At 73.8% G+C, this 23,929-nt stretch carries 23 protein-coding genes and 1 tRNA gene; 11 read left to right on the top strand and 13 right to left on the bottom strand.

What is annotated here, in order from left to right; genetic code table 11:
* Positions 1-106 precede the first annotated feature (106 nt).
* The 3 genes from AC6EH9_RS04265 to AC6EH9_RS04275 are packed head-to-tail and all read right to left on the bottom strand — an operon-like array spanning position 107 to position 4,020.
* Positions 107-1,705 (bottom strand): glycoside hydrolase family 13 protein, encoded by a 1,599-nt coding sequence (locus tag AC6EH9_RS04265; RefSeq protein ID WP_498420889.1) that lies wholly within the window; start codon positions 1,703-1,705, stop codon positions 107-109.
* Positions 1,706-1,747: 42 nt separating this feature from the next.
* Positions 1,748-2,617, bottom strand: a complete 870-nt coding sequence (locus tag AC6EH9_RS04270) for a hypothetical protein (protein WP_498420891.1) — start codon at positions 2,615-2,617, stop codon at positions 1,748-1,750.
* Positions 2,614-4,020 carry a cryptochrome/photolyase family protein gene (locus AC6EH9_RS04275; RefSeq protein WP_498420894.1) on the bottom strand — a complete coding sequence of 469 codons (1,407 nt, stop codon included), beginning with the start codon at positions 4,018-4,020 and terminating at the stop codon, positions 2,614-2,616. Before AC6EH9_RS04275 ends, AC6EH9_RS04270 begins: the two co-directional genes overlap by 4 nt.
* A 48-nt stretch (positions 4,021-4,068) precedes the next feature.
* On the opposite strand from AC6EH9_RS04275, the gene AC6EH9_RS04280 reads away from it, so the two are divergent.
* Complete coding sequence (locus AC6EH9_RS04280; RefSeq protein WP_498420896.1) at positions 4,069-4,755, top strand: iron-dependent transcriptional repressor DtxR; 687 nt, start codon at positions 4,069-4,071, stop codon at positions 4,753-4,755.
* Positions 4,756-4,765: 10 nt separating this feature from the next.
* Positions 4,766-5,128 carry a hypothetical protein gene (locus AC6EH9_RS04285; protein WP_498420898.1) on the top strand — a complete coding sequence of 121 codons (363 nt, stop codon included), beginning with the start codon at positions 4,766-4,768 and terminating at the stop codon, positions 5,126-5,128.
* A gap of 13 nt (positions 5,129-5,141) precedes the next feature.
* Here AC6EH9_RS04285 and AC6EH9_RS04290 read toward each other — a convergent pair whose 3' ends face one another.
* Genes AC6EH9_RS04290 through AC6EH9_RS04300 form a run of 3 tightly spaced genes read right to left on the bottom strand, consistent with a single transcriptional unit; the run spans position 5,142 to position 8,224 of the window.
* Positions 5,142-5,978 (bottom strand): Sir2 family NAD-dependent protein deacetylase, encoded by an 837-nt coding sequence (locus tag AC6EH9_RS04290; protein WP_498420901.1) that lies wholly within the window; start codon positions 5,976-5,978, stop codon positions 5,142-5,144.
* On the bottom strand, positions 5,975-6,244 hold the full coding sequence (locus AC6EH9_RS04295; protein WP_498420904.1) for a DUF2277 domain-containing protein: 270 nt from the start codon (positions 6,242-6,244) through the stop codon (positions 5,975-5,977). The genes AC6EH9_RS04290 and AC6EH9_RS04295 overlap by 4 nt, the downstream gene beginning before the upstream one ends.
* A 21-nt stretch (positions 6,245-6,265) precedes the next feature.
* Positions 6,266-8,224, bottom strand: coding sequence for a beta-propeller domain-containing protein (locus AC6EH9_RS04300; RefSeq protein ID WP_498420905.1), 1,959 nt, complete (start codon positions 8,222-8,224; stop codon positions 6,266-6,268).
* 95 nt (positions 8,225-8,319) lie between these two features.
* On the opposite strand from AC6EH9_RS04300, the gene AC6EH9_RS04305 reads away from it, so the two are divergent.
* Positions 8,320-9,489: a saccharopine dehydrogenase family protein gene (locus AC6EH9_RS04305; protein ID WP_498420907.1), complete on the top strand. Its 1,170-nt coding sequence runs from the start codon at positions 8,320-8,322 to the stop codon at positions 9,487-9,489.
* Between the two features lie 16 nt (positions 9,490-9,505).
* Here AC6EH9_RS04305 and AC6EH9_RS04310 read toward each other — a convergent pair.
* From AC6EH9_RS04310 to AC6EH9_RS04320, 3 genes are all read right to left on the bottom strand, one after another.
* Positions 9,506-9,581, bottom strand: a tRNA-Arg gene (locus tag AC6EH9_RS04310).
* Between the two features lie 272 nt (positions 9,582-9,853).
* Entirely contained in the window at positions 9,854-11,113 is a 1,260-nt protein-coding gene (locus AC6EH9_RS04315; RefSeq protein ID WP_498420909.1) for a DUF1501 domain-containing protein, read from the bottom strand.
* Between the two features lie 8 nt (positions 11,114-11,121).
* Positions 11,122-12,888 (bottom strand): DUF1800 domain-containing protein, encoded by a 1,767-nt coding sequence (locus AC6EH9_RS04320; protein ID WP_498420911.1) that lies wholly within the window; start codon positions 12,886-12,888, stop codon positions 11,122-11,124.
* Positions 12,889-13,225: 337 nt separating this feature from the next.
* Here AC6EH9_RS04320 and AC6EH9_RS04325 point away from each other — a divergent pair, with 337 nt between their 5' ends.
* Entirely contained in the window at positions 13,226-14,377 is a 1,152-nt protein-coding gene (locus AC6EH9_RS04325; protein WP_498420913.1) for an LCP family protein, read from the top strand.
* Positions 14,377-14,583, top strand: coding sequence for a hypothetical protein (locus AC6EH9_RS04330; protein ID WP_498420915.1), 207 nt, complete (start codon positions 14,377-14,379; stop codon positions 14,581-14,583). The genes AC6EH9_RS04325 and AC6EH9_RS04330 overlap by 1 nt, the downstream gene beginning before the upstream one ends.
* A 149-nt stretch (positions 14,584-14,732) precedes the next feature.
* Here the strand turns inward: AC6EH9_RS04330 and AC6EH9_RS04335 are convergent, their stop codons facing one another.
* The 3 genes from AC6EH9_RS04335 to AC6EH9_RS04345 form a co-directional block, all read right to left on the bottom strand.
* Positions 14,733-15,119 (bottom strand): MscL family protein, encoded by a 387-nt coding sequence (locus AC6EH9_RS04335; RefSeq protein WP_498420916.1) that lies wholly within the window; start codon positions 15,117-15,119, stop codon positions 14,733-14,735.
* Positions 15,120-15,179: 60 nt separating this feature from the next.
* Positions 15,180-15,833, bottom strand: a complete 654-nt coding sequence (locus AC6EH9_RS04340; RefSeq protein ID WP_498420918.1) for an SAF domain-containing protein — start codon at positions 15,831-15,833, stop codon at positions 15,180-15,182.
* Positions 15,834-15,920: 87 nt separating this feature from the next.
* Positions 15,921-16,226, bottom strand: a complete 306-nt coding sequence (locus AC6EH9_RS04345; protein ID WP_498420920.1) for an FmdB family zinc ribbon protein — start codon at positions 16,224-16,226, stop codon at positions 15,921-15,923.
* A gap of 96 nt (positions 16,227-16,322) precedes the next feature.
* Here AC6EH9_RS04345 and AC6EH9_RS04350 point away from each other — a divergent pair, with 96 nt between their 5' ends.
* Positions 16,323-19,001 (top strand): penicillin acylase family protein, encoded by a 2,679-nt coding sequence (locus tag AC6EH9_RS04350; protein WP_498420923.1) that lies wholly within the window; start codon positions 16,323-16,325, stop codon positions 18,999-19,001.
* On the opposite strand, the gene AC6EH9_RS04355 is transcribed toward AC6EH9_RS04350, so the two are convergent.
* Positions 18,985-19,614, bottom strand: a complete 630-nt coding sequence (locus tag AC6EH9_RS04355; RefSeq protein WP_498420924.1) for a 5-formyltetrahydrofolate cyclo-ligase — start codon at positions 19,612-19,614, stop codon at positions 18,985-18,987. The two genes, AC6EH9_RS04350 and AC6EH9_RS04355, sit on opposite strands and share 17 nt — an antisense overlap.
* A gap of 23 nt (positions 19,615-19,637) precedes the next feature.
* Here AC6EH9_RS04355 and AC6EH9_RS04360 point away from each other — a divergent pair, with 23 nt between their 5' ends.
* The 5 genes from AC6EH9_RS04360 to AC6EH9_RS04380 are packed head-to-tail and all read left to right on the top strand — an operon-like array spanning position 19,638 to position 23,911.
* Complete coding sequence (locus tag AC6EH9_RS04360) at positions 19,638-21,041, top strand: UTP--glucose-1-phosphate uridylyltransferase (RefSeq protein WP_498420926.1); 1,404 nt, start codon at positions 19,638-19,640, stop codon at positions 21,039-21,041.
* The gene (glp, locus tag AC6EH9_RS04365) at positions 21,034-22,281 is read left to right on the top strand and encodes a molybdotransferase-like divisome protein Glp (protein ID WP_498420929.1); all 1,248 of its coding nucleotides are present in this window, start codon (positions 21,034-21,036) and stop codon (positions 22,279-22,281) included. Before AC6EH9_RS04360 ends, glp begins: the two co-directional genes overlap by 8 nt.
* A gap of 45 nt (positions 22,282-22,326) precedes the next feature.
* Positions 22,327-22,794, top strand: a complete 468-nt coding sequence (gene moaC / locus AC6EH9_RS04370; RefSeq protein WP_498420933.1) for a cyclic pyranopterin monophosphate synthase MoaC — start codon at positions 22,327-22,329, stop codon at positions 22,792-22,794.
* Complete coding sequence (locus tag AC6EH9_RS04375; RefSeq protein ID WP_498420934.1) at positions 22,791-23,309, top strand: MogA/MoaB family molybdenum cofactor biosynthesis protein; 519 nt, start codon at positions 22,791-22,793, stop codon at positions 23,307-23,309. Before moaC ends, AC6EH9_RS04375 begins: the two co-directional genes overlap by 4 nt.
* A complete protein-coding gene (locus tag AC6EH9_RS04380) occupies positions 23,306-23,911 on the top strand; it encodes a GNAT family N-acetyltransferase (RefSeq protein ID WP_498420937.1) in 606 nt (201 codons plus the stop codon). Before AC6EH9_RS04375 ends, AC6EH9_RS04380 begins: the two co-directional genes overlap by 4 nt.
* Positions 23,912-23,929 lie beyond the last annotated feature (18 nt).

The raw sequence follows: 23,929 nt of genomic DNA on the forward strand, positions 1-23,929 counted from the left end.
CGTACTCACCCTCGCCGTTTGGTCCCCAACGGAGGGAAATCGGCGCCGCGGCATGCTGTCTGTGACCAATCGACGTCCCCGACGCCCCTCGACGCCAGCCCCCCGCTCAGCGCTGAGCGGTGCGCAACCAGACGGCCGTGTCCGGGGCGCCGGGGGTCTCGCCGCTGCACAGCAGGAGCTCGCCGGGGGGCAGGTCGAGGCGTTCGGAGCCGCAGTTGACCACGCAGAGCAGGTCGCCGCGCGCGAAGGCCAGCACGTCCTCACCCAGGTCGAGGAGGGCGACGTCGTCGCCCGCGCTGGTGGCGAAGGTCCGGCGTACGGCGAGGGCGCGACGGTAGAACTCCAGCGTGGAGGTCTCGTCACCGTGCTGGGCCTCCACGCTGAGTGCCGACCAGTCGTCGGGCTGGGGGATCCACGGCTGCTCGGTGCCGGGGGAGAAGCCGTACGGCGGGCGCTCGCCCGACCACGGGATCGGCACCCGGCAGCCGTCGCGGCCGACCTCTCCGGTGCGCAGCCAGCTGGGGTCCTGGCGGTGATCGGGCGCGACGTCGACCTGCTCCAGGCCGAGCTCCTCACCCTGGTAGACGTAGGCAGAGCCGGGCAGCGCCAGCATCGCCATCGTCGCGGCCCGGGCGCGGGCCCGCCCGGCCCGGCCCCCGCCGTACCGGGTGGCGTGCCGGACCACGTCGTGGTTGCTCAGCACCCAGGTGGGCGAGGCGCCCACGGCGGCGGTCTCGGCGAGCGTGGCGCGGATGACGTCGGCGAACGCGGCGGCCGACCACGGCGCCAGCAGCCAGTGGAAGTTGAACGTCTGGTGCAGCTCGTCGGGCCGCACGAACCGGGCCATCGACTCCGAGGTGGCCGTCCACGCCTCGCCGACCGCCATCCGGTCCCCGTCGTACTCCTCGAGCACGCGCCGCCAGCGCCGGTACACCTCGTGCACCTCCGGCTGGTCCCACATCGGCTCGTCGCTCACCACGCGCTCGACCATCGACTCCGGCAGCGCGGTGCCGGGGACCTCGACGTCGGCGGGCACGACCTGGTCGCGCAGGCTCTCCTCCTTGAACAATCCGTGCGCCACGTCGATGCGGAAGCCGTCGACGCCCCGGTCGAGCCAGAAGCGCAGTACCTGCTCGAACATGTCGCCGACCTCGGGGTTGCGCCAGTCGAGGTCGGGCTGGCTGGAGTCGAAGAGGTGCAGGTACCACTGCCCGTCCGCGGCCCGGGTCCACGCGGAGCCGCCGAAGACCGACTGCCAGTTGTTGGGCGGCTCGTCGCCGCCGGGGCCCCGGCCCTCGCGGAAGACGTAGCGCGCACGTTCGGGGCTGCCGGGCTCCGCGGCCAGCGCCGCGCGGAACCACGGGTGCTCGGCCGAGGTGTGGTTGGGGACCAGGTCGATGATCGCGCGCAGGCCCAGCTCGTGGGCGCGCTCGACCAGGGCGTCGAGGTCGGCCAGCGTCCCGAAGCGCGGGTCGACATCGGTGTAGTCGGCGACGTCGTAGCCGTGGTCGAGCTGCGGCGAGGGGTAGAACGGCGTGATCCACAGCGCGTCGACACCCAGGTCGGCCAGGTGGGGCAACCGCGCCGTGATCCCCGGCAGGTCGCCCAGGCCGTCGCCGTCGGAGTCGGCGAAGCTGCGCACGTAGATCTGGTAGCAGACCGCGTGCTTCCACCACGGAGCGGTTGGATCGTTCAAATCAGCCATGCCGCCCAGTCTCCCAAACCGCGTCAACCCCACCGCACCCGGTCAGCGTGCGGCGAACACTGCCGCGTCCACCTCGATCCACACCTGCTCGGCCCGCGCCACCACCCGCCCATCGGGGTCGTAGAGGGTGCTCGCCGTCGCGGTACGGCGCCCCTCGGTGCCCCGGGCCTCGCCGACCACGACGTGCGGCTCGCCCAGCACCGGCAGCGCGTCCACCTCGGCGGTCATCCGGCCGAGCACCATCACCCGTTCGGCGATGCCCCCGGCCCAGCCGCTCACGCAGTCCAGCGCGGCCCAGGTGACGGCCAGCGAGGAACGGGGATGCTCGTCGAGGTGGGCGTGCTGGTCCTGGACCGCACCTCCCAACGGGCGCCAGAGCGCCGCCCACCGGATGCCGCCCTCGACCTGCCGGGCACCGGCGTGACTCGCCACCGGGCCGGGGAAGATCCGCAGCCCGTCGCCCTCGGCCCGCTCCGGACCGCACGAGAAGCAGCCCGGGAAGGGGTGCCGGGTGAACCCGGGGAAGCCGGCCTGCGCGGCCCGCGCCTCCTCGGGCGTGACCGGCTCCACCGGGAGCGGGTCGTGACCGGCGAGCCGGGCCTCGGCGACCAGCTGCTCGCCGTCGGAGGCGAGCGTGGGCTCGTCCTCAGCGCCTGCCGGCCCGCCGCCTGCCGGTCCGCCGCCTGCCGCCCCGCCGCGCGTCGTCACCGTCATCGCCACGTCCAGCGGCGGCGGCCGGCGCAGCGTCACCTCGACCGCCGGCCAGGCGTCGCCCCGGCGCCGTGCCCGGGCCGCGGCCGGCACCAGCGCGGCCAGCGCGCCCGACGTCCAGCCACCGTTGCCCGAGCCGGGCGGGCCGCAGAAGCGGCCGGGGACGACCAGGGTGCTCTCCTGGGGTGGGTGCTCACTCACGTGCGGATCCTCTCCCATCGCCTCAGCGCCTCGCGCCGCTCCTCGGCATGGTCCACCAGCGGAGCCGGATATCCCGGCACCCCGGCCGGGGCGTGCGGGTCGGCGGCCTCGCGCAGCTCGGGCACCCACCGCCGCACGTAGCGGGCGTCGGGGTCGAACGCCCGCGCCTGGGTCGTCGGGTTGAACACCCGGAAGAACGGCGACGCGTCGGTCCCGGAGCCGGCCACCCACTGCCAGTTGTGCTGGTTCGAGGCGAGGTCGGCATCCACGAGCCACTGCATGAAGTGGCGCGCTCCGTGACGCCAGTGCAGGTGCAGGTCCTTGACCAGGAAGCTCGCCACGATCATCCGGACCCGGTTGTGCATCCAGCCCGTGGCCCGCAGCTGACGCATCCCGGCGTCGACGATCGGGAAGCCCGTACGCCCCTCGCGCCACGCGTCCAGGTCACCGGCCGGCTCGTCCCACTGCATCCGGGCGAACTCCGCGCGCAACGGCTCGCGGGCGGTCTCGGGGCGGGCGTGCAGGACGTCGGCGTAGAACTCGCGCCAGGCCAGCTCCCGGCGGTACGTCGCCGCCGCCGCCCCACCGCCGCCGGGCAGCCCGGCCAGATCGGCGAGCATGGTCCGGGGGTGGATCTCGCCCCACTTCAGGTGCGCCGACATCCGTGAGCTGCCGTCGTGGCCGGGGACGTCGCGCGCGGTGTCGTAGCCGGTGACCGCCTCGTCGAGGAAGTCGCGCCAGCGCTGCTGGGCGGCCGCCTCCCCGGCGCGGGGGAGCGTCAGGCCCGCCGGCACCGGCGGATCGGGGATCGGCTCGCCCTCCAACGACAGCCAGCCGACGTCGGCGGGTGCCTGGACGGGGGCCCGCCAGCCGTGCGCGGCCCACGCCCTGGCGAACGGCGTGTAGACCCGGAACGGCGTCCCCGCGCCCGAGCGCAGCCGCCCGGGCGCCACCGCGTACGGCGAGCCGGTGCGGACCAGCTCGACGTCGTCGGCCGCCAGCGCCCGCGCGACCGCGGCGTCGCGCGCCGCGCCGTACGGACCGAAGTCGGCGGCGACGTGGACCCGCCCCGCGCCTACCGCACGCGCCGCCGCGGGCACCTCGCGCACCGGGTCGCCGCGCCGCACGCACAGGGCCCCGCCTCGGGCGCGCAGGTCGGCGTCCAGGGCCCGCAGCGAGGCCGCCAGATAGGCGCGCCGGGGAGCTCCGGCGGCCTCCCAGAGCACCGGGTCCAGCACGAACAGCGCCAGCGCGCCCTCGCCGACCAGGGCGTCGAGCAGGGCCGGATTGTCGGCGAGACGAAGGTCTCGTCGAAACCATGCCACCCCCCGCGCAGCCGCGCCGTGACCACGCTCCTCAGGCGGGGACGGGGCGTTCTCGGGGGCCTCAGCGGAGGGTGTCATCGACTTCCACGATGCCAGCCTGCACGCGAAGTGCGTAAGAATGGAGGAGTGAGCGACCTGATCGACACCACAGAGATGTACCTCCGGACCGTCTACGAGCTGGTCGAGGAGGGGATCGTTCCGCTGCGAGCGCGGATCGCCGAGCGGCTGCACCAGTCCGGTCCCACCGTCTCCCAGACCGTGGCGCGGATGGAGCGCGACGGCCTGCTGACGGTCGAGGGCGACCGTCACATCGAGCTCACCGACGAGGGCCTGCGGCTCGCCACGCGGGTGATGCGCAAGCACCGGCTCGCCGAGCGCCTGCTCACCGACGTGATCGGCCTGGACTGGGAGCTGGTCCACGCCGAGGCCTGCCGCTGGGAGCACGTGATGTCCGAGACCGTCGAGCGCCGGCTGATCGAGCTGCTCGACCACCCCACGTCCTCGCCCTACGGGAACCCGATCCCGGGCCTGGACGAGCTCGGCCAGTCCGGCGTGGGCGAGGACTTCATGACCGGCGTCGAGCCGCTCTCGAAGGCCGCCACCGGCGAGGACTCCCGGGTGCTGATCCGCCGCATCTCCGAGGAGATGCAGAAGGACGAGGTGCTGATGGCTGCGCTTCGCCGCGTCGGTGCGGTGCCCGACCAGACCGTGTCGATCGTCGCCACCCCGGACGGGGTGCTGCTCGGCTCCGGCGGCGAGAGCGCCGAGATCGTGCTCGAGGCGGCCGACCACATCTTCGTGCGTCGCCTCTGAGGCACACCCCATGGAGCTCATCGACGTGCCGCACCGGCTCACGCGCGGCCGAGGCGAGGTCATCGTCAGCCACGTCGCCACGACCCTGACCCGCGGGCTGGAGCTCGGCGAGGTCGTCGTCCTGCGCGACGAGGACGGCCGGTGCCGTGCGGCCGAGGTGGCTGAGCTGGAGTTCACCGCGACCGACACCCGCTACCGGATGGTGCTCGGCGCGCCGCTGGCAGAGCCCGGCGCCGAGCAGGAGGCCGACGACCGCCCGGCCGGCCGGGTCGAGGTGGACGACGTAGTCGACCTGCTCGAGGAGCTGCGCCGGCTGCGCCGTACCGACGAGGGGCGGCTCGACCCGCTCGCCCGCATCCTGATGGGCGCCTGAGCCCGACCGTGCGCTAGCCGCGCCGGGCCATCAGCTCGGCGAGGAACTCGCTGCACCCCGTCTCCACGGCGTACGTCGCGAGCTCGTCGCCGCGGGTGGCGCCACGGTTGGCGATCACCACCGGCACATCCGCCTTGGCCGCGCGCCGGACGAACCGCAGGCCGCTCATCACGCTCAGCGACGTGCCCACGCAGACCAGCGCCCCGCCGGCGACGGTGAGCGCGTCGACGGCGTCGAAGCAGCGTTGCACGCGGGGTGCCGGGACGTTCTCGCCGAAGAAGACCACATCGGGCTTGAGCAACCCTCCGCAGGCGCAGTCCGGCACCACGAAGCCGGCGGTGTCGTCGAGGTCGACGTCCCCGTCGGGGCGCACCTCGACCGCCGCGTGCTGCTCGGCGTAGCCCGGGTTGAGCACGGCGAGCCGCTCCTGCAGCGCCGCGCGGGCGGTGACCGCCCGGCAGCTCAGGCAGACGACGTCGCCGATGCGCCCGTGCAGCGCCACCAGCCGCGGCGTGCCGGCGCGCTCGTGCAGGCCGTCGACGTTCTGGGTGATCAGCAGCTCGGGCGCCAGCCGGGCGGCCGCGTGGTGTCCGGGGTTGGGCTCGGCGCGGCGCATCCGGGTCCAGCCGACGTGGCTGCGGGCCCAGTAGCGTCGCCGCGCGTCGGGACCCGAGACGAACTCCTGGTAGGTCATCGGGCGCCGGGCCGGGGCCTGGGGCCCGCGGTAGTCGGGGATCCCGGAGTCGGTGCTGAGCCCGGCTCCGGTGAGCAGCACCAGGGGCCGCTCGGCGAGCAGGTCCAGGGCGGGCTCGAGGACGTCGGCGCGCCGTTCGGTGGGGGTGAGGGTCATCGTCCGTAGCGCAGGGCGGCCCGAGCCCGGGCCTTCTCGGCCTCGACGGCCCGGTCCTTGGGGGGCGCGGCGCTGACCAGCTGCTCCAGCATCCGGTGGGTGGCCGCGGTGACGTCGGCGACGGCGGCGTCGAACGCCGCCTGGTTGGCCTGGGACGGCTTGGTCGTGCCGCTCACCTTGCGCACGTACTGCAGGGCGGCGGCCGCGACCTCGTCGTGGGTCGCGGGCGGCTCGAAGTTGTGGAGCGTGCGGATGTTTCGGCACATGCGCTCGAGCGTACGCCGCGCTCAGGCCTCGAAGAAGCGTGCGTCGTCGCCGGTGACCAGCAGCACCCGCCCGTCGGGCAGCGGCAGCAGCCGGACCCGCGCGACGTCGTGGCCGTGCTCCACCTCGACCATCCGGTGGCCCAGCGACCCCTGGCGCGGGCGCAGCACCGAGACCCACCCGGTCGGGTTGGCCCAGCCCCGGGCCACCACGGTCAGCGCGGTGCGGCTCTCGGGGAGCCAGACGAACTGGCGCGGGTCCTCGCCGGCCAGGGCTCGCGACCGCGCGCCGTACTCCACCTGCGAGACGCGGCGCGGGCTGCTCAGGTCGGTGAGGTTGAACAGCGCCGCCTGGGCGCCCCGGGTCCGGCCGGTGGCGTCCCCGGCGACGCCCATCCCGATCATCCGGTGCGGGCCGAGCGGGTGCAGGTAGTCGGAGAAGCCGGGCATCTTCAGCTCGCCCAGCGTGCGCGGCTGCGCGACGTCGCTCAGGTCGACCGCGTAGAGCGGGTCGATCTGGCGGTAGGTGACCAGCACGGCCAGGTCGGCGAACCAGCGCACGGACTGGATGTCCTCGTCCACGCCGAGCCGGTCCAGCCGGCCGGCCTCGACCAGCTCGCCGTCGCGCTCGGTGAGCGTGACGACGGAGTTGAAGTTCCCGGTCGCGGCGCTGCGTCCCAGCGCCAGGCGCAGGGTGCCGTCGTGGAAGTCCATCGCCCACCGGTCGGCGACGGCCCCGTCCACCTCGCCGGAGGCGACGTACGACGTGCGGACGCCGTCGAGGGTGAACGCGTGCACGTGGGTCACGCCCTCGTCCTCGTCGCGGTGGCGGCGCACGACGCTGTCCCAGCCGAACCACGGCCACTGCCCGGTGGCCACGAAGATCCGGTCCGCGGCCACGTAGGCCACCGAGCTGTCGGTGGCGAGCGCGGTGGCCGAGCCCGGCGCGTCGGGGGACTCGGCGAGGTCGACCGCGACCACCGCCAGCGTGCCCAGCCCGCCGTCGGTGGGCAGCCCGATGTCCGGGCACTGCGCCAACAGCTCGGTGCGGGCCGCGCCCTGGCCCTCCTCGACGGTCACCGTGGGCAGCCAGTCGTCGATCGTGGTGGAGCGCACCACCTGCTGGTTGCGGCGCAGGGCCTGCAGCCGGGTGCGCGCGCGCCCGGGCCCGACGAAGTCGAGCTGCGGCAGGCCGCTCTGCAGCACCAGCCGGACCACCTCGCCGTGCTGACGGGCCTCGACCAGGGCGCTGGCGTAGAGCCGCTCGTCGACGATCGCCGGCGCGGCCGGGTCCGAGAGGTCCACCCGCAGGGTGCGGGTCCGCGGCACGTCCCAGGGGCTGCCCTCGTCGGCGCCGACGACCAGCGCCTCGTCGCCGACCAGCAGCACCTCGGCGCCCTGCACGTCGCGCAGCGCCAGCCGGGCGAGCGGACGGACGCTTTCGCCGGAGACGTCGTAGGTCACCAACCGGTCGTCCTCGACACGGACCAGCAGCTCGCCGTCGGTCTTGGCCAGGTCGGGCTCGTCGACGCCCTGCTCCTGGACGTTGGTGCCGGTGGCGCTGGAGGTGCTCTTCTGCATCGTCGGGGCGGGCGCGGCGGCGCGGGAGCTGAGCGCGGTGTCGGCGGCCCAGCCCTGCTCGAGGTAGCCGCTGGACTGCTCCCAGCCCCACGGGCCGACCAGGTCCACCGCACGCTCCACGTACGCCGTCAGCACGTCGTCGCACGAGCGCGCCGCGGTGAGCGCGCCGCTCGGCTGCGCGCGCCAGCCGGCGCCCGCGTCGTAGGCGGCCGGCGACGGGTCGCCCGCGCCCGCCGCGCCCGGGTCGCGGCCGGCCGGGCCGTCGGCTCCGCCGGTGGGACCGACGATCGCCCCGGCGGCGAAGGCGCCGCCGAGGCCCAGCGCGACGAGGCCGACGAGGCGCACGCGTCCACGTCCGCGTCCGCGGGGACGCCGGGGGAGGGGGTCGCGCTCGTGGTCCATGGGGCGCTCCTGGTCGCAGGGATCTCGGGTCGTGGGGTGGGACGCGCGCCGAGACACCTCGGTTCCGCTGGTGGTGGCCTGTCACGATGGGGCGCATGGCTGACGAGCGCGACTTCGACATCGTCCTTCTCGGGGCGACCGGCTTCACCGGTGCCCTGACCGCCGCCTACCTGGCCCGCCACGCCCCGGACGGGCTGCGCTGGGCGCTGGCCGGACGCAACCCGGACAAGCTGGAGGGGGTCCGGCGTGACCTGGCCGAGCTCGACCCCCGGCTCGCCGAGCTGCCGCTGCTGCCCGCCGACGTGACCGACGCGGCGTCGCTGGCCGACCTGGCGCGGCGTACCCGGGTGGTGGCCACGACCGTGGGGCCCTACCTGACCCACGGCGAGCCGCTGGTCGCCGCCTGCGCGGAGGCCGGCACCGACTACGTCGACCTGACCGGCGAGCCGGAGTTCGTGGACCGGATGTGGCTGGCCCACCACGCGACCGCCGAGCGCAGCGGCGCGCGGATCGTGCACGCCTGCGGCTTCGACTCCATCCCGCACGACCTGGGCGCTTACTTCACCGTGCAGCAGCTGCCCGAGGACGTGCCGATCACGGTGCGCGGCGTGGTCCGTGCCGGCGCGACGTTCTCGGGTGGGACCTTCCACTCGGCGATGACGGCGATGTCGCGGCCGCGGGAGATGAAGGCGGCCGCCTCGGCCCGGCGCCGGGCCGAGCAGGGTCCTGCCGGGCGCTCCTCGCGGGCCGTGGCCGGCAAGCCCCAGCGTGACCGGGAGCTGGGCTTCTGGCTGCTGCCGCTGCCCACCATCGACCCGCTCGTGGTGGCCCGCAGCGGCGCCGCGCTTGCGGCGTACGGCCCGCGGTTCCGCTACTCCCACTACGTCGGCACCAAGACGCTGCCGTTCGCGGCGGGTGGGGCGCTGGGGGTGGGCGCGCTCGGGCTCGCGGCGCAGGTCAAGCCGCTGCGCAACCTGCTGCTGGACCGGATGAAGCAGGGCGAGGGCCCCGACGCCGAGCGCCGCGCGAAGTCGTGGTTCAGCGTCGACTTCGTCGGCGAGGGCGGCGGCAAGACCGTGCACACCCGGGTCAGTGGCGGCGACCCCGGCTACGACGAGACCGCGAAGATGCTGGCCGAGTCGGCGCTGTGCCTGGCCCTGGACGACAACCCGCCGAGCGCGGGCCAGGTGACGCCCGCGCAGGCGATGGGCGACAACCTCACCGCGCGCCTGGAGCGCGCGGGGATGCGCTTCGAGATCCTCTGAGGTCGAGGTGTCCGGGTGGTGCCCCAGGCCAGAGTCGAACTGGCGACCTTTCGCTTAGGAGGCGGCTGCTCTATCCACTGAGCTACTGGGGCGAGCCAGGTGGACATTCGTGCGGTCGACCGTCCGCTGGCGGTGCACATTCTGTCAGCGGATGGCGGACGTGACGAATGCGGCCCCGCCCTTCCGGACACCCCACCCGTCCGGACGCCTCCCCGCGGTCGCCGCCCCCGCCCCCCGCCCCCGGCTGTAACGCGGGGTTATGCCCACTACCTCAGCGTTATTTCGCTGGGGTAGTGGTGATAACCCCGCGTTACAAGCGGGCGTGGGCTGCGGGGCGGGGCGGCGCGGGGCGGGCGTGGGGCGGTCAGAGGGCGGTCATCGCCCCGACCTGCTCGGGCTGGAAGCCGGGGAAGACCTGGGCGGTGGAGGCGCCGAAGCGGGAGACGACGACCTCGCTGAGCACGCTGCGGTAGTCGGTGGTGACCAGCAGGTCGGCGTCGGCGGTATTGGCCAGCCCCGGCCAGGTGCCGTAGTAGCGCCCGCCCTTCACCCCGGCGCCGATCAGGAACATCACGTTGCCGTGCCCGTGGTCCAGGCCCTGGTTCGCGTTCTCCACGACGCGCCGGCCGAACTCGCTGACCGTCACCAGCGTGACCCGGTCGGCCAGCGGCCCGAGGTCGGTGAAGAACGCCGCCACGGAGCCGGCGAGCTGGTCGGCCATGTTCTTCAGGTTGCCGCTGGTCGGGGTGCCGATCCAGGTGTGGTGGTCCCACGAGCCGTGGTCGACGGTGATGATCTCCGCCCCCACGTCGGCGCGGATGGTGCGGGCGGTGGCGCGCAGCGCGTCGGTCAGGTCGCCGCCCGGGTACGCCGCGCCGTGGGCGGGCACGTCGGCGGTGGCCCGCACCCGCGCGAAGTCGGCGACCACGTCGAGGGCCGCGCGGGCCCCGTCGGCGAGAGCGCCGGGGGTGTCGGCCCACGCCGTGGCCAACGCCTTGCGGCGCGCCGCCTGGTCGGCGGCGCCGTTGGAGCCGGCGAGGCGCACCTTGTCCACCCCGGAGGTGACCAGGACCGGCTGAGGACCTGAGATCGCCATCGACGGCACCCCGCCGCCCATCTGGATCGCCTCGATCGGCGAGCCCGTCCCATCGCGCCCGACCAGCCGGTTGAGCCAGCCGACCCGGGCCTCGGAGCCGGGGTCGGCGTCCTCGAGCTCCTCCATCGCCGAGAAGTGCGAGCGGTTCGGAGCGGGCAGGCCGGTGGCGTGCACGGCGGCCATCTTGCCGGCCTTCCACAGCGGGAGCAGCGGAGCGAGGCTGGGGTGCAGCCCGAACATGGCGTCCTTGGCCAGCAGCCGGTCGGAGGCGACGCTGATCGCGGGCCGCGCGGCGTAGTAGACCGGGTCGGCGTGCGGGACGACCAGGCTCAGCCCGTCCGCGGCGCCCCGCAGGGAGAGCACCACGATCACCCGGTCGGCGCTGCCGGCCGCGGCGTACGACGTGTGGGTGGCGACGCTGCCGTGGAGCGCCGCCGCGCCACCCAACGTCAGGGCGCCGCGCAGGAACCCGCGCCGGGAGGCGCCGCGGTAGTCCTCGCAGCAGTCGTGGGTCGGGTTCTCGCTCATCGCTGGCCTCATCGGTGCATGTGCTCGGGGCTGTCGAGCACGGTCGTCAGCAGGATCGGCATCCGCCACCGCACGAGCGGATGGCTGGCGGTGATGGTCTCGCCGCGGGGAAGCGACAGCGCCTCGCAGCACGAGCGCACCATCCGGGCCGAGGCGGGGCGCCCGAGCAGCGTGCGCGAGAGGTGCTCGATCAGCGCGTCGAAGCGCAGGCTCTTCGCCGGCAGGCGCGAGAGGTGCGTCGGGTAGGCGATCTCCTTGCTGGGCCACCACTGCCCCGACATCGAGTAGTGCACGTCGAAGGAGGCCAGCAGCCGCGAGGCCGAGGACCAGGACCGGTTGGTCTGCGGCTGGCCGTCGGCTCGCGGCCAGTCGAAGGGCATCTGCCCGATCGAGGAGGTCTGCCACAGGATCTGGTTGGCCGCGGAGCTGCTGGAGACGGGCCGCTTCACGCTCGTGCCCAGCGCCCGGTACGTCGCGACCACGTCGTCGGTGGGCGTGCGCACCTTCATCCCGGCCGAGGCGCGGAACTCCTTGCTGGCCACCAGGGCGCGCAGCACCGGCTTGATCGCGGTGCCGGCGTCGAGGTAGACGCGCGCCAGCTCGGTGACCAGCGCCGCGGACGGCTCGTCGGCCACGAAGCGCACCGCGAGCTTGCGGGCCAGCCGCTCGGCGGTGCGCGGATGACGCGCCAGGTAGGTCAGGTAGGCCGCGGCGACGGGGCGGCCGTCGGCGGCGGTGTTGGCGTGGCTGAAGCCGAGGACCTTCACCGCGCCGGTCCAGTGGCTGGGTGCGTCGTACCAGGAGCGCCAGGTGCGCCAGGTGTCGACGCGGTAGCCGGTGAGGATGCGCGCGGAGGCCTTCACGTCGTTCTCGGTGTGGTGGCCCCGACCGACGGTGTGCAGCTCGAGCAGCTCGCGGCCCAGGTTCTCGTTGGGCGCCCGCTTGGTCGACGAGGAGTTGTCCAGCGACACCCCCATCGCCGGGTGGGTGATCGCGGCGACCAGCATCTCGTCGAAGCGGCCCAGCGCGTGGGCGCGGATGGTCTTGCCGTAGTCGGCGCGGAACGGGAAGACCGCGTCGTCGTGGATCGGGACGTGCAGGTGGTGCTCGAAGAACTCCGTCATCACCTCGAGCACCTGCCGCTCGGAGCGGATGCGGCGCAGCAGACACCAGCGGGCGTAGTTCGCCGTCGCCTCCCAGGCCGCCTCGACCTCGTCGACGTTGCGCTGCGCGATCGTGGTGGCGTCCAGGTCGATCGAGGTCCACCAGCGCTGCATCTCCTGGGCCGGGTCGCTGATCCGGGCCGGGTCGAGCTGAGCCTCGAACCACGCCGCGGGGCCGCCGGCGGCTCGGACCCGGGCGTGCAGTGCCGGGGTGAAGCCGTAGGAGAACCGGTTGATCAGGTGCAGCGCCTCGGCGGTGGGGAGCGTGGACCCGGCACCCGGTGCCGGCGCGGGCGCGGGCGCTGGGGTGGCGGGCGCCGCCGGTGCCGCGCGGTGGTGCTGGTGCTTGCAGCGGTGCCGGTGCCGGCAGGTGTGCCGGGGGTGGCGGGGGCAGCGGTGGAAGTGCCGGCAGCGTTTGCGGTGGCCGCTCGCACGCCGGGCGTCCTCGGCCGCACCGGCCGCCGGCGCGGGCAGCAGCGGCGTCGTGGCCGCCGCGGCCAGCCCGGCCAGCGCGCCGCGCTGCAGCAGGCGCCGGGCCAGCGGCGCGTCCGGCGCGGCGAGCGCGCCGGTGGGGCTGGAGGCGGGGCTTGAGGCGGGGGTGGCAGGTGGCACGGCGATGCTCCCGGGTGCGTTCGTCGGCTGGCCCTGAGGCCATCGGTACCGCGGTGCCGGATCTTGAGGCCCACCCGAACCGGAGGCCTGGTCCGGTGGGGGCCCGTTTTGCCTGATCAGATCGCGAAGCAGCACACTTTGTACTGGTCGAATAGATTTCTCCTTGCCTGCCGGGGGGTATCGATTCGATCCTGGACCCGTTGACAGGGAGACACAGTTGTCCGACACGCCGCCTTCGAGCCCCGACCCGTCGCCTTCGGACGAGCCGGGCGGCGCGAGGCGGCGCCTGGAACCGGGCCGGCGCGCTGAGCGCCGCAAGCGGCACACGGTCCTGCGCGTGCTGGGCTCCACCGTCGTGGTGCTGTCGCTGATCACCGGCCTCGCCGTGGTCTACGCCTGGCGTCACCTGGAGGGCAACCTCGAGACCCTCAGTGACGACGTGTTGACCAACCGGCCCGAGAAGGTCGAGGTCGAGGGTCCCAAGGACCCGCTCAACATCTTGGTGATGGGCTCGGACTCCCGCGAGGGCGCCAACAACATCGACGGGCTGGCCGGTGGCGGCGAGCGCTCGGACACCACGATCCTGATGCACGTCTCGGCCGACCGGGAGACGGCGTACGGCGTGAGCCTGCCGCGCGACGCGATCGTCGACCGCCCGGAGTGCCAGGTCAAGGGCAAGGGCAAGGACCCGGTGCCGGCCGAGGACGACGTCATGTTCAACACCGCCTTCCAGCTGGGCGGTGCGCTGTGCACCGTGCAGATGGTGGAGCAGCTGACCGACATCCGCATCGACCACTTCGTCGTCGTCGACTTCAACGGCTTCAAGGACATGGTCGACGCCGTCGACGGGGTCGAGGTGTGCATCCCCAAGACCGTGGACGACCCGGCGCACGGCATCTACCTCAAGGAGGGCACCCGGGAGATCTCGGGTCAGGAGGCGCTCAACTACGTGCGTGAGCGCACCGTGCTCTCCAAGAACTCCGACATCGGCCGGATGAAGCGCCAGCAGGCCTTCATCGCCTCGATGATCAACAAGGTCGTCTCCGCCGACACCCTGGCGCGGCCCGACCGGCTGTTCAAGTTCCTGGACGCGGCGACGAAGTCGATCGTCCTCGACGAGGACCTGGCCAGCCTGACCAACCTCGCGGACCTCGGCATGCAGTTCAAGAACACCGGGCTCGACAAGATCAAGTTCATCACCGTGCCGTGGGAGTTCTGGGAGGTCGACCCCAACCGCCTGGTGTGGACCGAGGACGCAGAGCTGCTCTGGCAGAAGATCCGCAAGGACCAGCCGTTGGGCCGCCAGCTCAGCGACGGGGTGATCTCGGCCGCCAAGCCGCCGGGCAAGAGCGAGTCCCCGGGCTCGGGCCCGTCCGGTTCGCCCAGCAAGCCGCCCACCGAGGGCGGCGAGGGTAACGGCGGCGAGGGCAGCACCACCGCCGACGAGCTGGCCGAGGCCGAGGCCCTCGAGAACGGGCTGTGCGCCTAGTGGCGGCTCCGGCTGGTGACGGGTCGCGCGGCGAGCAGCCGCGCGAGGAGACCGCCTGGCAGCGTCGTCGGCGCCTCGCCGAGGTGTTCGGCGAGGTCCTCCCGCAGACCACGAGTGACGAGCGCGAGCCGTCCGCGGAGGGCACCCGCGAGGGCGGCAACGACGCCTGGCTGCGCTCCCAGGTCCCGCCCCACCACGGCACCTGACCCCCGAGTCGGCGTGAACTCACGTCGTACGGCGCCCGAGTCGGCGTGAACTCACGTCGTACGGCGCCCGAGTCGGCGTGAATTCCCGAATTCGCGCCGACTCGGCGGGTCTGGGGTGCGAGTTCGCGCCGACTCGCGCTATCGGGGGGTCAGAGGTGCTTGGCGTCGGGGTGGGGAGCGGTGGGGCCGCCGGCGAGGATGTCGCGGATCTCCTGCAGCAGCATGACGTCCTCGGGGGTGCCGGGCTCCTCGGAGGGGAAGAACCGCTCCTTGGCGACCGTGTAGGGCCTGACGATGAAGAAGTAGACGACCGCGGCGAGGATCAGGAACGACACGACGGCGGTGATCCAGGCGCCGACGTGCACGCCCCCGGGCTCGTAGTTGGAGAAGTCGGGCGTGCCCCCGATCTTCCCGACCACGTCCATGATGATGGCGACGGTGGCGGTGACCACCGTGGCGAAGGCGCCGCCCATGATGAAGGCGACGGCGAGCTCGACGAGATTGCCGCGCAGGATGAAGTTCTTGAAGCCGGTCATGTGGTGCTCCTCTGTCGGAGATCCGGGCCGCGCCCCGATGACGTCGCGGACCCCAGCACGCTAGCGACTGAACGCCAGGGTCAGAAAGTGTCGCACCGCGGCATCGGAGACCGTCGTCGCCTCCAGTGAGGACACGCCGATCACCACCAGCCGCCCCGGCAGGGCGTCACCCTCCTCACCCGGCGCCGGCACCGCCAGCACCGGCACGTCGTGGGCCACCACCCGCGCCCCCTCGCCACCCGGGTCGGCGGCGAGCACGTCGATGCGGTCGCCGACCTGCACGAGCCCGACCATGCCGGCGTCCGGCAGACGCACCGGCAGCGCGCTCAGGCCCGGGTAGCCCGCGAGCAGCGACGGCGCCACCAGACGTACGTCGGTCAACGGCTCGCCGCGCGTCAGCGGGGAGGCCAGCGTGCGGCCCTCCGGGTTCTCGGAGCGGCCCGCCGGCACGCTCTCGGGGGTGAACGGCTCCTCGACCAGGTCAGCCGGGCCGAGCACCTCCCCGGCGGGCAGGTCGCGCGCGGCCACCAGCACGCCGACCCGGGCCGGCTCCGGCGCGGCCGCGGCCTGCACCCCGGCGGCCACGGCGACCGCGGCGAAGAGCGCAGCGAGCAGCCGGCGTCGGATCAGCACCGCGCGCCGCATCCGCAGCCGCAGCCTCCTCAGCCGGCCGCGGGCGGCTGAGGGGGCGGGTGGAACGGGGGAGTGCGTCATCCCCCGACGCTAGGCGAGAGCGGCCGATGCCCGCGGCGTCTCTCCACAGCCCCCCGAAGACCCGGGGCGTGCCCGCGAGCGCGTGGGTCAGGAAGCGGCGGCAGGGGTGGCGGAGCTCGAGGAGCTCGAGCCCTCAGACTTCGCCGCCGTGCCAGACGTGCCGGAGGTGGACGAGCCAGTCGAGCTCGACGAGGCGGGCTCGGAGCTCGAGGACGCCGAGCGGCTGTCGGTGCGGTAGAAGCCGGACCCCTTGAACACCACGCCGACGGCGTTGAAGAGCTTGCGCAGGCGACCCTGGCACTCGGGGCACTCGGTCAGCGCGTCGTCGCTGAAGCTCTGGAACTGCTCGAAGCCGTGGCCGCACTCGGTGCAGGCGTACTGGTAGGTCGGCACGCTGGGTCCTCCGGATGTCACTTTGTCAGGGATCGGGCCGGGGCGATTGGCACTCGCCGCGGCCGACTGCCAATGGTACGGCACAATGGGCGGGCGATGACTGATCAGTCCGCTGCCCCCGGCAGCACCTCACCGGACACCGCCAGGCCCGCTCCGGCACCCGTGCGGTGGTGGCGGGCGGTGCGGCGCTGGCCGGTCGCGGCCCGCTGGGCGCTGTGGGTGGCGCTGCTCCTGGTGCTCGTGCTGCTGGCCACCGCCGCGACCGGCGTGGTGCTGGTCCGCCGTCCGTTCCCGCAGACCACCGGCGAGGCCGACCTGCCCGGGCTGGACGCCCCGGTCGAGGTCGTGCGCGACGAGCACGGGGTCCCGCAGATCTACGGCGACACGGTCGCCGACCTGCTGCGCGCCCAGGGCTACGTCCACGCCCAGGAGCGCTTCTTCGAGATGGACGTGCGCCGCCACCTCACCGCCGGGCGGCTCAGCGAGCTGTTCGGCGAGGCCGGGCTCGCCTCGGACAAGTTCACCCGCACCATGGGCTGGCGCCGGGTCGCCGAGCAGGAGGTCGCCCTGGTCGAGCCGGAGACCCGGGCCGCGCTCACGGCGTACGCCGGGGGTGTGAACGCCTACCTCGAGAGTCGCGGCACCAGCCAGATCGCCGTCGAGTACACGCTGCTGCGCGCCGACGGGCTGGACTACGACCCCGAGCCCTGGACCCCGGTCGACTCGCTGGCCTGGCTCAAGGCGATGGCCTGGGACCTGCGCGGCAACATGGGCGACGAGATCGCGCGGACCCTGCTCGCCGTGGACCACGGACCCGAGCAGGTCGCCGAGCTCTACCCCGAGTACCCCTACGAGCAGCACGCGCCGATCGTGGAGTCCGGCCGGGTGGTGGACGGTGTCTTCGAGCAGCACGCCGAGGAGGGCGGCACCCGCAAGCCGCAGCGTCCCTCCTTCCTCGAGCGCAGTCCGCGCGGCGCCGCCCAACGCGACGCCCTGGCCCGCCTGGGCGGTCTCCTCGACGGGCTGCCGGCCCTGCTCGGTCGCGGCGACGGGCTGGGCAGCAACAGCTGGGTCGTCGACGGCGACCACTCCGCCACCGGCGAGCCGCTGCTCGCCAACGACCCGCACCTCGGCGTCGGCCTGCCGGGGGTGTGGATGCAGACGGGGCTGCACTGCCGTGAGGTCTCCGAGGCCTGCCCCCTCGACGTCTCCGGCTTCACGTTCTCCGGGCTGCCCGGCGTCGTGATCGGGCACAACGCCGACATCGCCTGGGGCTTCACCAACCTCGGCCCCGACGTCACCGACCTCTTCCTCGAGCGCCTCAGTGGCGACCGCTGGCGCTACGACGGCGGCTGGCGGCCGCTGAAGGTGCGCACCGAGACGATCCGGGTCCGCGACGGCGAGGACTTCGAGCTCACCGTCCGCGAGACCGCGCACGGCCCGCTGCTCTCCGACGTCTCCGCCGAGCTCAGCACGGTGGGGGCCAACGCGCAGGCGCGGGGGGACAACGGCGAGGCGGGCGAGGCGGACAGCGGCTACGCGGTCGCGCTGGCCTGGACGGCGCTGGAGCCGACGACCACCGCCGACGCGATCCTCGCGCTGAACACCGCCGAGGACTGGGGCGACTTCCGTGCCGCTGCCGAGGACTTCGCGGTGCCCGCGCAGAACCTCGTCTACGCCGACCGCCAGGGCCACATCGGCTACCAGGCGCCGGGCCGGATCCCGATCCGCAAGTCCGGCAACGACGGCTCGCTGCCCGCCGAGGGCTGGGAGCCCGAGAACGACTGGACCGGCGACCACGTCCCCTTCGACGCGCTGCCGAGCGTGCTCGACCCCGAGGAGGGGTTCGTGGTGAGCGCGAACCAGGCGGTGGCGGGGGAGGACTACCCCTACTTCCTCACCGACGACTGGGACCGCGGCTACCGCTCCCAGCGGATCCGGGACCTGCTCGAGGCCCAGGACCGGCTCTCGGTGGACGACATGCTCGACCTGCAGCGCGACGACCACAACCCGATGGCGCCGGTGCTGGTCCCGCGGCTGCTCGACGTCGACCTGCCGGGCGGCTACTACCGCGCCGGGCGCCGGCTGCTGTCCTCCTGGGACTTCTCCCAGCCGGCTGACAGCGCCGCGGCGGCCTACTACAACGTCGTCTGGGACAACCTGCTCGAGCTGACCTTCCACGACGAGATGCGCCCCTCGCTGTGGCCCGACGGCGGCCAGCGCTGGTTCGCGGTCGTCCAGCGGCTGCTCGAGGACCCGCACAACGACTGGTGGGACGACCGCGAGACCGAAGGCATCGTCGAGTCGCGCGACGACATCCTGGCGGCGGCGATGATCGCGGCGCGCGACGAGCTCACCCGCCGCCAGTCCCTGCACCCCGAGGAGTGGGAGTGGGGCCGGCTGCACACCCTCGACCTGCGCAGCCAGACGCTCGGGGCCTCGGGCAACCCCCTCGCCGAGCTGGTGGTCAACCGGGACGGCTTCCGGGTCGGCGGCGGGTCCAGCGTGGTGGACGCGACCGCCTGGAACGCCGCGGAGGGCTATGCGGTGACCAGTGCGCCCTCGATGCGGATGGTCGTCTCGCTGGCCGATCTCGACGCGTCGCGCTGGATCAACCTGAGCGGCGTCTCCGGGCATCCCTTCCACGCCCACCACACCGACCAGACCGAGCTATGGGTGGACGGCGAGACGCTGGCCTGGCCGTTCAGCCGCGAGGCGGTCGACGCCGCGGCCGCCGACCGACTGACGCTGCGCCCGGTCACCGAAGACGAGTGAGGCCCGACGGCGTCACCACCGCGCCCACCGCGCGGTCGTGCGCCTCGACGGGCACGGCGAGGCCGACCTCCTCGTCGTAGAGCAGGACGCAGCTGAACGTGCCCGCCGGCACCCGCCCCAGCGCCCGGTCGTAGGAGCCCCCGCCGCGCCCCAGCCGCACCCCGCTGCGCGACACCGCGAGGCCGGGGACCAGCACCGCGTCGGCGCCGGCGACGGCCTCCACCCCCAGGCGAGGCCCGGCCGGCTCGAGCAGCCCGCGGCGGGCCGGCACCAGCGTGCCCGGTCCCCGGTACGGCGCCCAGTCCAGGTCGCCGTCGGGCAACAGCACGGGCAGCAGCACCCGGCGCCCCTCGCCGTGCAGCCGGTCCAGGAGCAGTCCGGTGCCCGGCTCGGTGCCGAGCGCGACGTACGCCGCGACGGTGGCGGCGCGGCGTACCTCCTCGGCGGCCAGCAGGTGCTTCGCGATCCCCGCGGCCGCCGCGCCCACCGAGGTCAACGACCGGCGGCGACGCGCGGTCAGCAGCCTGTCTCGCAGAGCGGTCTTCGCCGCGGACAGGTCCGCCGGGGCGCCGTCCGAGGGGCGGGATTCGAAGGGGGATTGCGGTGCGGCCACGCGGCCAGCCTACGATCGGCAGCATGGGTAGTGCAGCGTTGAAGCGAGCCGTCGAGAAGATGCGCGGCGCAGGGGTGGACGAGGTCGCCGTCGAGGTGTTCGCCCATTATTTCCGGCTGCTCGAGCACGGGGAGACCGGGATGGTTCCCGAGTCGACGATCGACCCGCTCGACATGGAGTCGCTGGCGGACGTCGAGGTGTCGGACGCGGTCGCCGCGAAGGCGATCGGTGAGACCGCGGTGATCAAGCTCAACGGCGGGCTCGGCACGTCGATGGGGATGGACCGCGCCAAGTCGCTGCTGTGCGTGCGCCGCGGGCTGTCGTTCCTGGACATCATCGCCCGCCAGGTGCTCCACCTGCGCAAGGAGTACGGCGCGACGCTGCCGCTGATCTTCATGAACAGCTTCCGCACCTCCGCCGACACGATGGCGGCCCTCGAGCGCTACGAGGACCTCCCCGTCGAGGGCCTGCCGCTGGAGTTCTGGCAGAACAAGGAGCCGAAGCTGCTGGCCAGCGACCTGTCGCCGGTGAGCTACCCCAAGGACCCCGACCTCGAGTGGTGCCCGCCCGGCCACGGCGACCTGTACACCGCACTGCGCGGCAGCGGGCTGCTCGACCAGCTCATCGACGCCGGCTACCGCTACGCCTTCGTCTCCAACTCCGACAACCTCGGCGCGGTCCCCGACGCCCGGGTCGCCGGCTGGTTCGCGGCCTCCGGCTCGCCGTTCGCGATCGAGGCGACGCGCCGTACCCCCAGCGACCGCAAGGGCGGCCACTTCGCCCGCCGCAAGAGCGACGGCCGGATCGTGCTGCGCGAGACCGCGCAGACGCTCGAGGCAGACAAGCCGGCGCTGGCCGACCTCGAGCGGCACAAGTTCACCTCCACCAACAACCTGTGGTTCGACCTCGTCGCGATGCGCGAGGCGCTGGTCGAGCGGGAGGGGATCCTCGGGCTGCCGCTGATCCGCAACGTCAAGACCGTCGACCCCTCCGACAAGTCGACGCCCGAGGTGATCCAGATCGAGACCGCGATGGGCGCGGCGATCGAGGTCTTCGACGACGCCCGCACCATCGCGGTGGGGCGCGAGCGGTTCATCCCGGTGAAGACCACCAACGACCTGCTGGTGCTCCGCTCGGACATCTACGACCTCGGTCAGGACTTCACCCTGGACCCGGTCGCGCCGGTGCCCTTCGTCGACCTCGACAGCGACCACTACAAGCTGGTCAGCAACTTCGACCAGCGTTTCCCCGAGGGTGCGCCGTCGATGCGCGAGGCGACCGCGCTGCGCGTCGCGGGCGACTGGACCTTCGGCAAGGGCGTCAAGGTGGTCGGCGACGTCGAGCTCGCCAAGCCGCCGTCCGCGCAGCGGGTGGAGGCCGGCGCCGTGCTGGCCGGGGAAGGGGCCGACGGGGCGCAGCATGGCTGAGCGCCACGACGCCGGCCCGCTCACGCCCGTCGACGAGCACGTCGCGCGGATCCTGGACGCGGTCTCCCCGCTGCCGGACTACCCGCAGCCGCTGATGGAGGCCCTCGGCCTCGCCGTGGCCGAGGACGTCGTCTCCCCGATCGCCCTGCCCAGCTTCGACAACTCCGCGATGGACGGCTACGCGGTCGTGGCCGCCGACGTCGCCAGCGCCTCGCCGGAGTCGCCGGTGCACCTGCCGGTGGTCGGCGAGATCGGCGCCGGCCAGGCGCGGATCCTGGCGCTCTCCCCGGGCACGGCGGTCAAGATCATGACCGGCGCGCCGGTCCCCGCAGGCTGCGACGCGGTCGTGCCCTACGAGTGGACCGACCGTGGTGTCGCCCAGGTCCGCGTCACCGCGGCGCCCGCGCCCGGCCAGCACATCCGCCGGGCGGGGGAGGACGTCGCGAAGGGCGACCTGCTCGTCACCCACGGGACCGTGCTGGGCCCGCGCCACCTGGGCCTGCTCGCCTCGGTCGGACGGGACCGGGTCCGCTCGCGCCCGCGTCCGCGCGTGGTCATCCTCTCCACCGGCTCCGAGCTGCGCGAGCCCGGCACCGCGCTCGGCCACGACACCATCTACGACGGCAACTCGTGGCTGCTGGCCGCCTCGGCACGGGCCGCCGGCGCCATCGCCTACCGGGTCGGGATCGTGCCCGACGACCCGCGCCGGTTCCTGGAGTCGCTCAACGACCAGCTGGTCCGCGCCGACCTGGTGGTGACCAGCGGCGGCGTCAGCCAGGGCGACTTCGACGTGGTCAAGGAGGCGCTCTCCGAGCTCGGGACCGTCTGGTTCGGTGGCGTGGGGATGCAGCCCGGCAAGCCGCAGGGCTTCGGCACCGTGGGCGAGGACGAGACCCCGATCTTCACGCTGCCCGGCAACCCGGTCTCGGCGTACATCTCCTTCCAGACCTTCGTGCTGCCCGCGCTGCGCAAGATGATGGGCAAGCTGCCCTACGAGCGGCCCACCCGCCGCGCGCTGCTCACCCAGGCGGTGAGCTCGCCGGCGGGCAAGCGGCAGTTCGTGCGCGGCGCGTACGCCGTGGACGGCGGTGGCGGGCACGTCGCGCCGGTCGGTGGGCACGGCTCGCACCTGATCGGCGACCTCGCCGCCTCGAACGCACTGATCGTGGTGCCCGAGGACGTGACGTCCCTCGCGGCCGGCGAGCAGGTGCAGGTGCTGCTGCTCGATGAGGACTTCTAGCCCGATGACTTCTTGCCCGATGACTTCTGCACCGTTGGGGGACCCATGGACCGGCTGACCCATGTCGACGAGACGGGCGCGGCCCGGATGGTCGACGTCTCCGCCAAGGACGTCACCGCACGTACCGCCTCGGCGTCGGGACGGGTCCTGGTCTCGCCGGTCGTCGTCGCGCTGCTGCGGGGGGAGGGCGTGCCCAAGGGCGACGCGCTCGGGGTGGCCCGGGTCGCCGGGATCATGGGCGCCAAGCAGACGCCTTCGCTGATCCCGCTGTGCCACCCGCTGGCCGTCTCCGGGGTCACCGTCGACCTCACCGTCGCCGACGACGCGGTGGAGATCCTGGCCACCGTGCGCACCACCGACCGGACCGGCGTCGAGATGGAGGCGCTGACCGCGGTCTCCGTGGCCGCTCTGACCGTGGTCGACATGGTCAAGGCCGTCGACAAGGGCGCGGTGATCACCGACGTCCGGGTGGAGACCAAGACCGGGGGCAAGAGCGGGGACTGGGCCCGATGAGCGCGCAGGGCGGCACCGGGCCGGCCGCCGGGCCGGCCGCCGGTCTGTCGGCGGCGGTGGTGGTGGCGTCCAACCGTGCCGCGGCCGGGGTCTACGAGGACACCACCGGTCCGCTGATCGTGGCGGCGCTCGCCCGTCTCGGCTTCGCCGTGGACGCCCCCCGGGTGGTGCCGGACGGCGCGCCGGTCGGGGAGGCGATCCGGGCTGCCGTCGACGCCGGGGCACGCGTCGTACTGACCACGGGTGGGACGGGCCTGACGCCCACCGACCGCACCCCGGAGGCGACCGCCGGGCTGTTGGACCGGCAGGTGCCCGGCATCGCCGAGGCGATCCGAGCCGCCGGGGTGGCCAAGGGGGTGCCCACCGCGATGCTCTCGCGCGGCCTGGCGGGGATCGCCGGGAACTGCCTGGTCGTCAACCTGCCCGGCTCGCGCGGCGGGGTGAAGGACGCGCTGACCGTGCTCGAGGGAGTGCTCGTGCACGCCGCCGAGCAGGTCGTCGGGAGCGACCATTGAGCCAGGGCCCGGAGGGCGGGCAGCACTCCTGGCCGGTGCGCCTGGCACACGGCTCGGTGGTCCTGCGCCCACTGGTCCAGGGCGACGCCGACGCCTGGCGTGAGGCGCGCCGGCGCAACGCCGACTGGCTGCGCCCCTGGGACGCCACCGTCCCGCCGGGCACCAGCACCCGGCCCACCACGTTCCGCCAGCTCGTCCGCCGGCTGCGGCGGATGGCCAGGTCGGGCACGACGCTGCCGTTCGCGATCGAGGTCGAGGGCCGCTTCGCCGGCCAGGTCACCGTCAACAACATCGTCCGCGGCTCCGCGCAGTTCGCCTCGATCGGCTACTGGATCGACCGGCAGTACGCCGGGCGCGGGGTGGTGCCGCTCGCGGTCGCGCTGGTCATCGACCACTGCTTCACCACCGCCGGCCTGCACCGCATCGAGATCGCGATCCGCCCCGAGAACACCAACTCCCTGCGCGTCGTGGAGAAGCTCGGGGTGCGCGAGGTCGGCTACGCCCCGAGGTACCTGCACATCGACGGCGCCTGGCGCGACCACCGGCTCTACGCCGTCACCGTGGAGGAGTGCCCCGAGGGGATGCTGGCTCGGCTGGGCTGAGGCCGGGTGCGGCGCCCT

The organism is Nocardioides sp. Z21_20, from assembly GCF_059766585.1.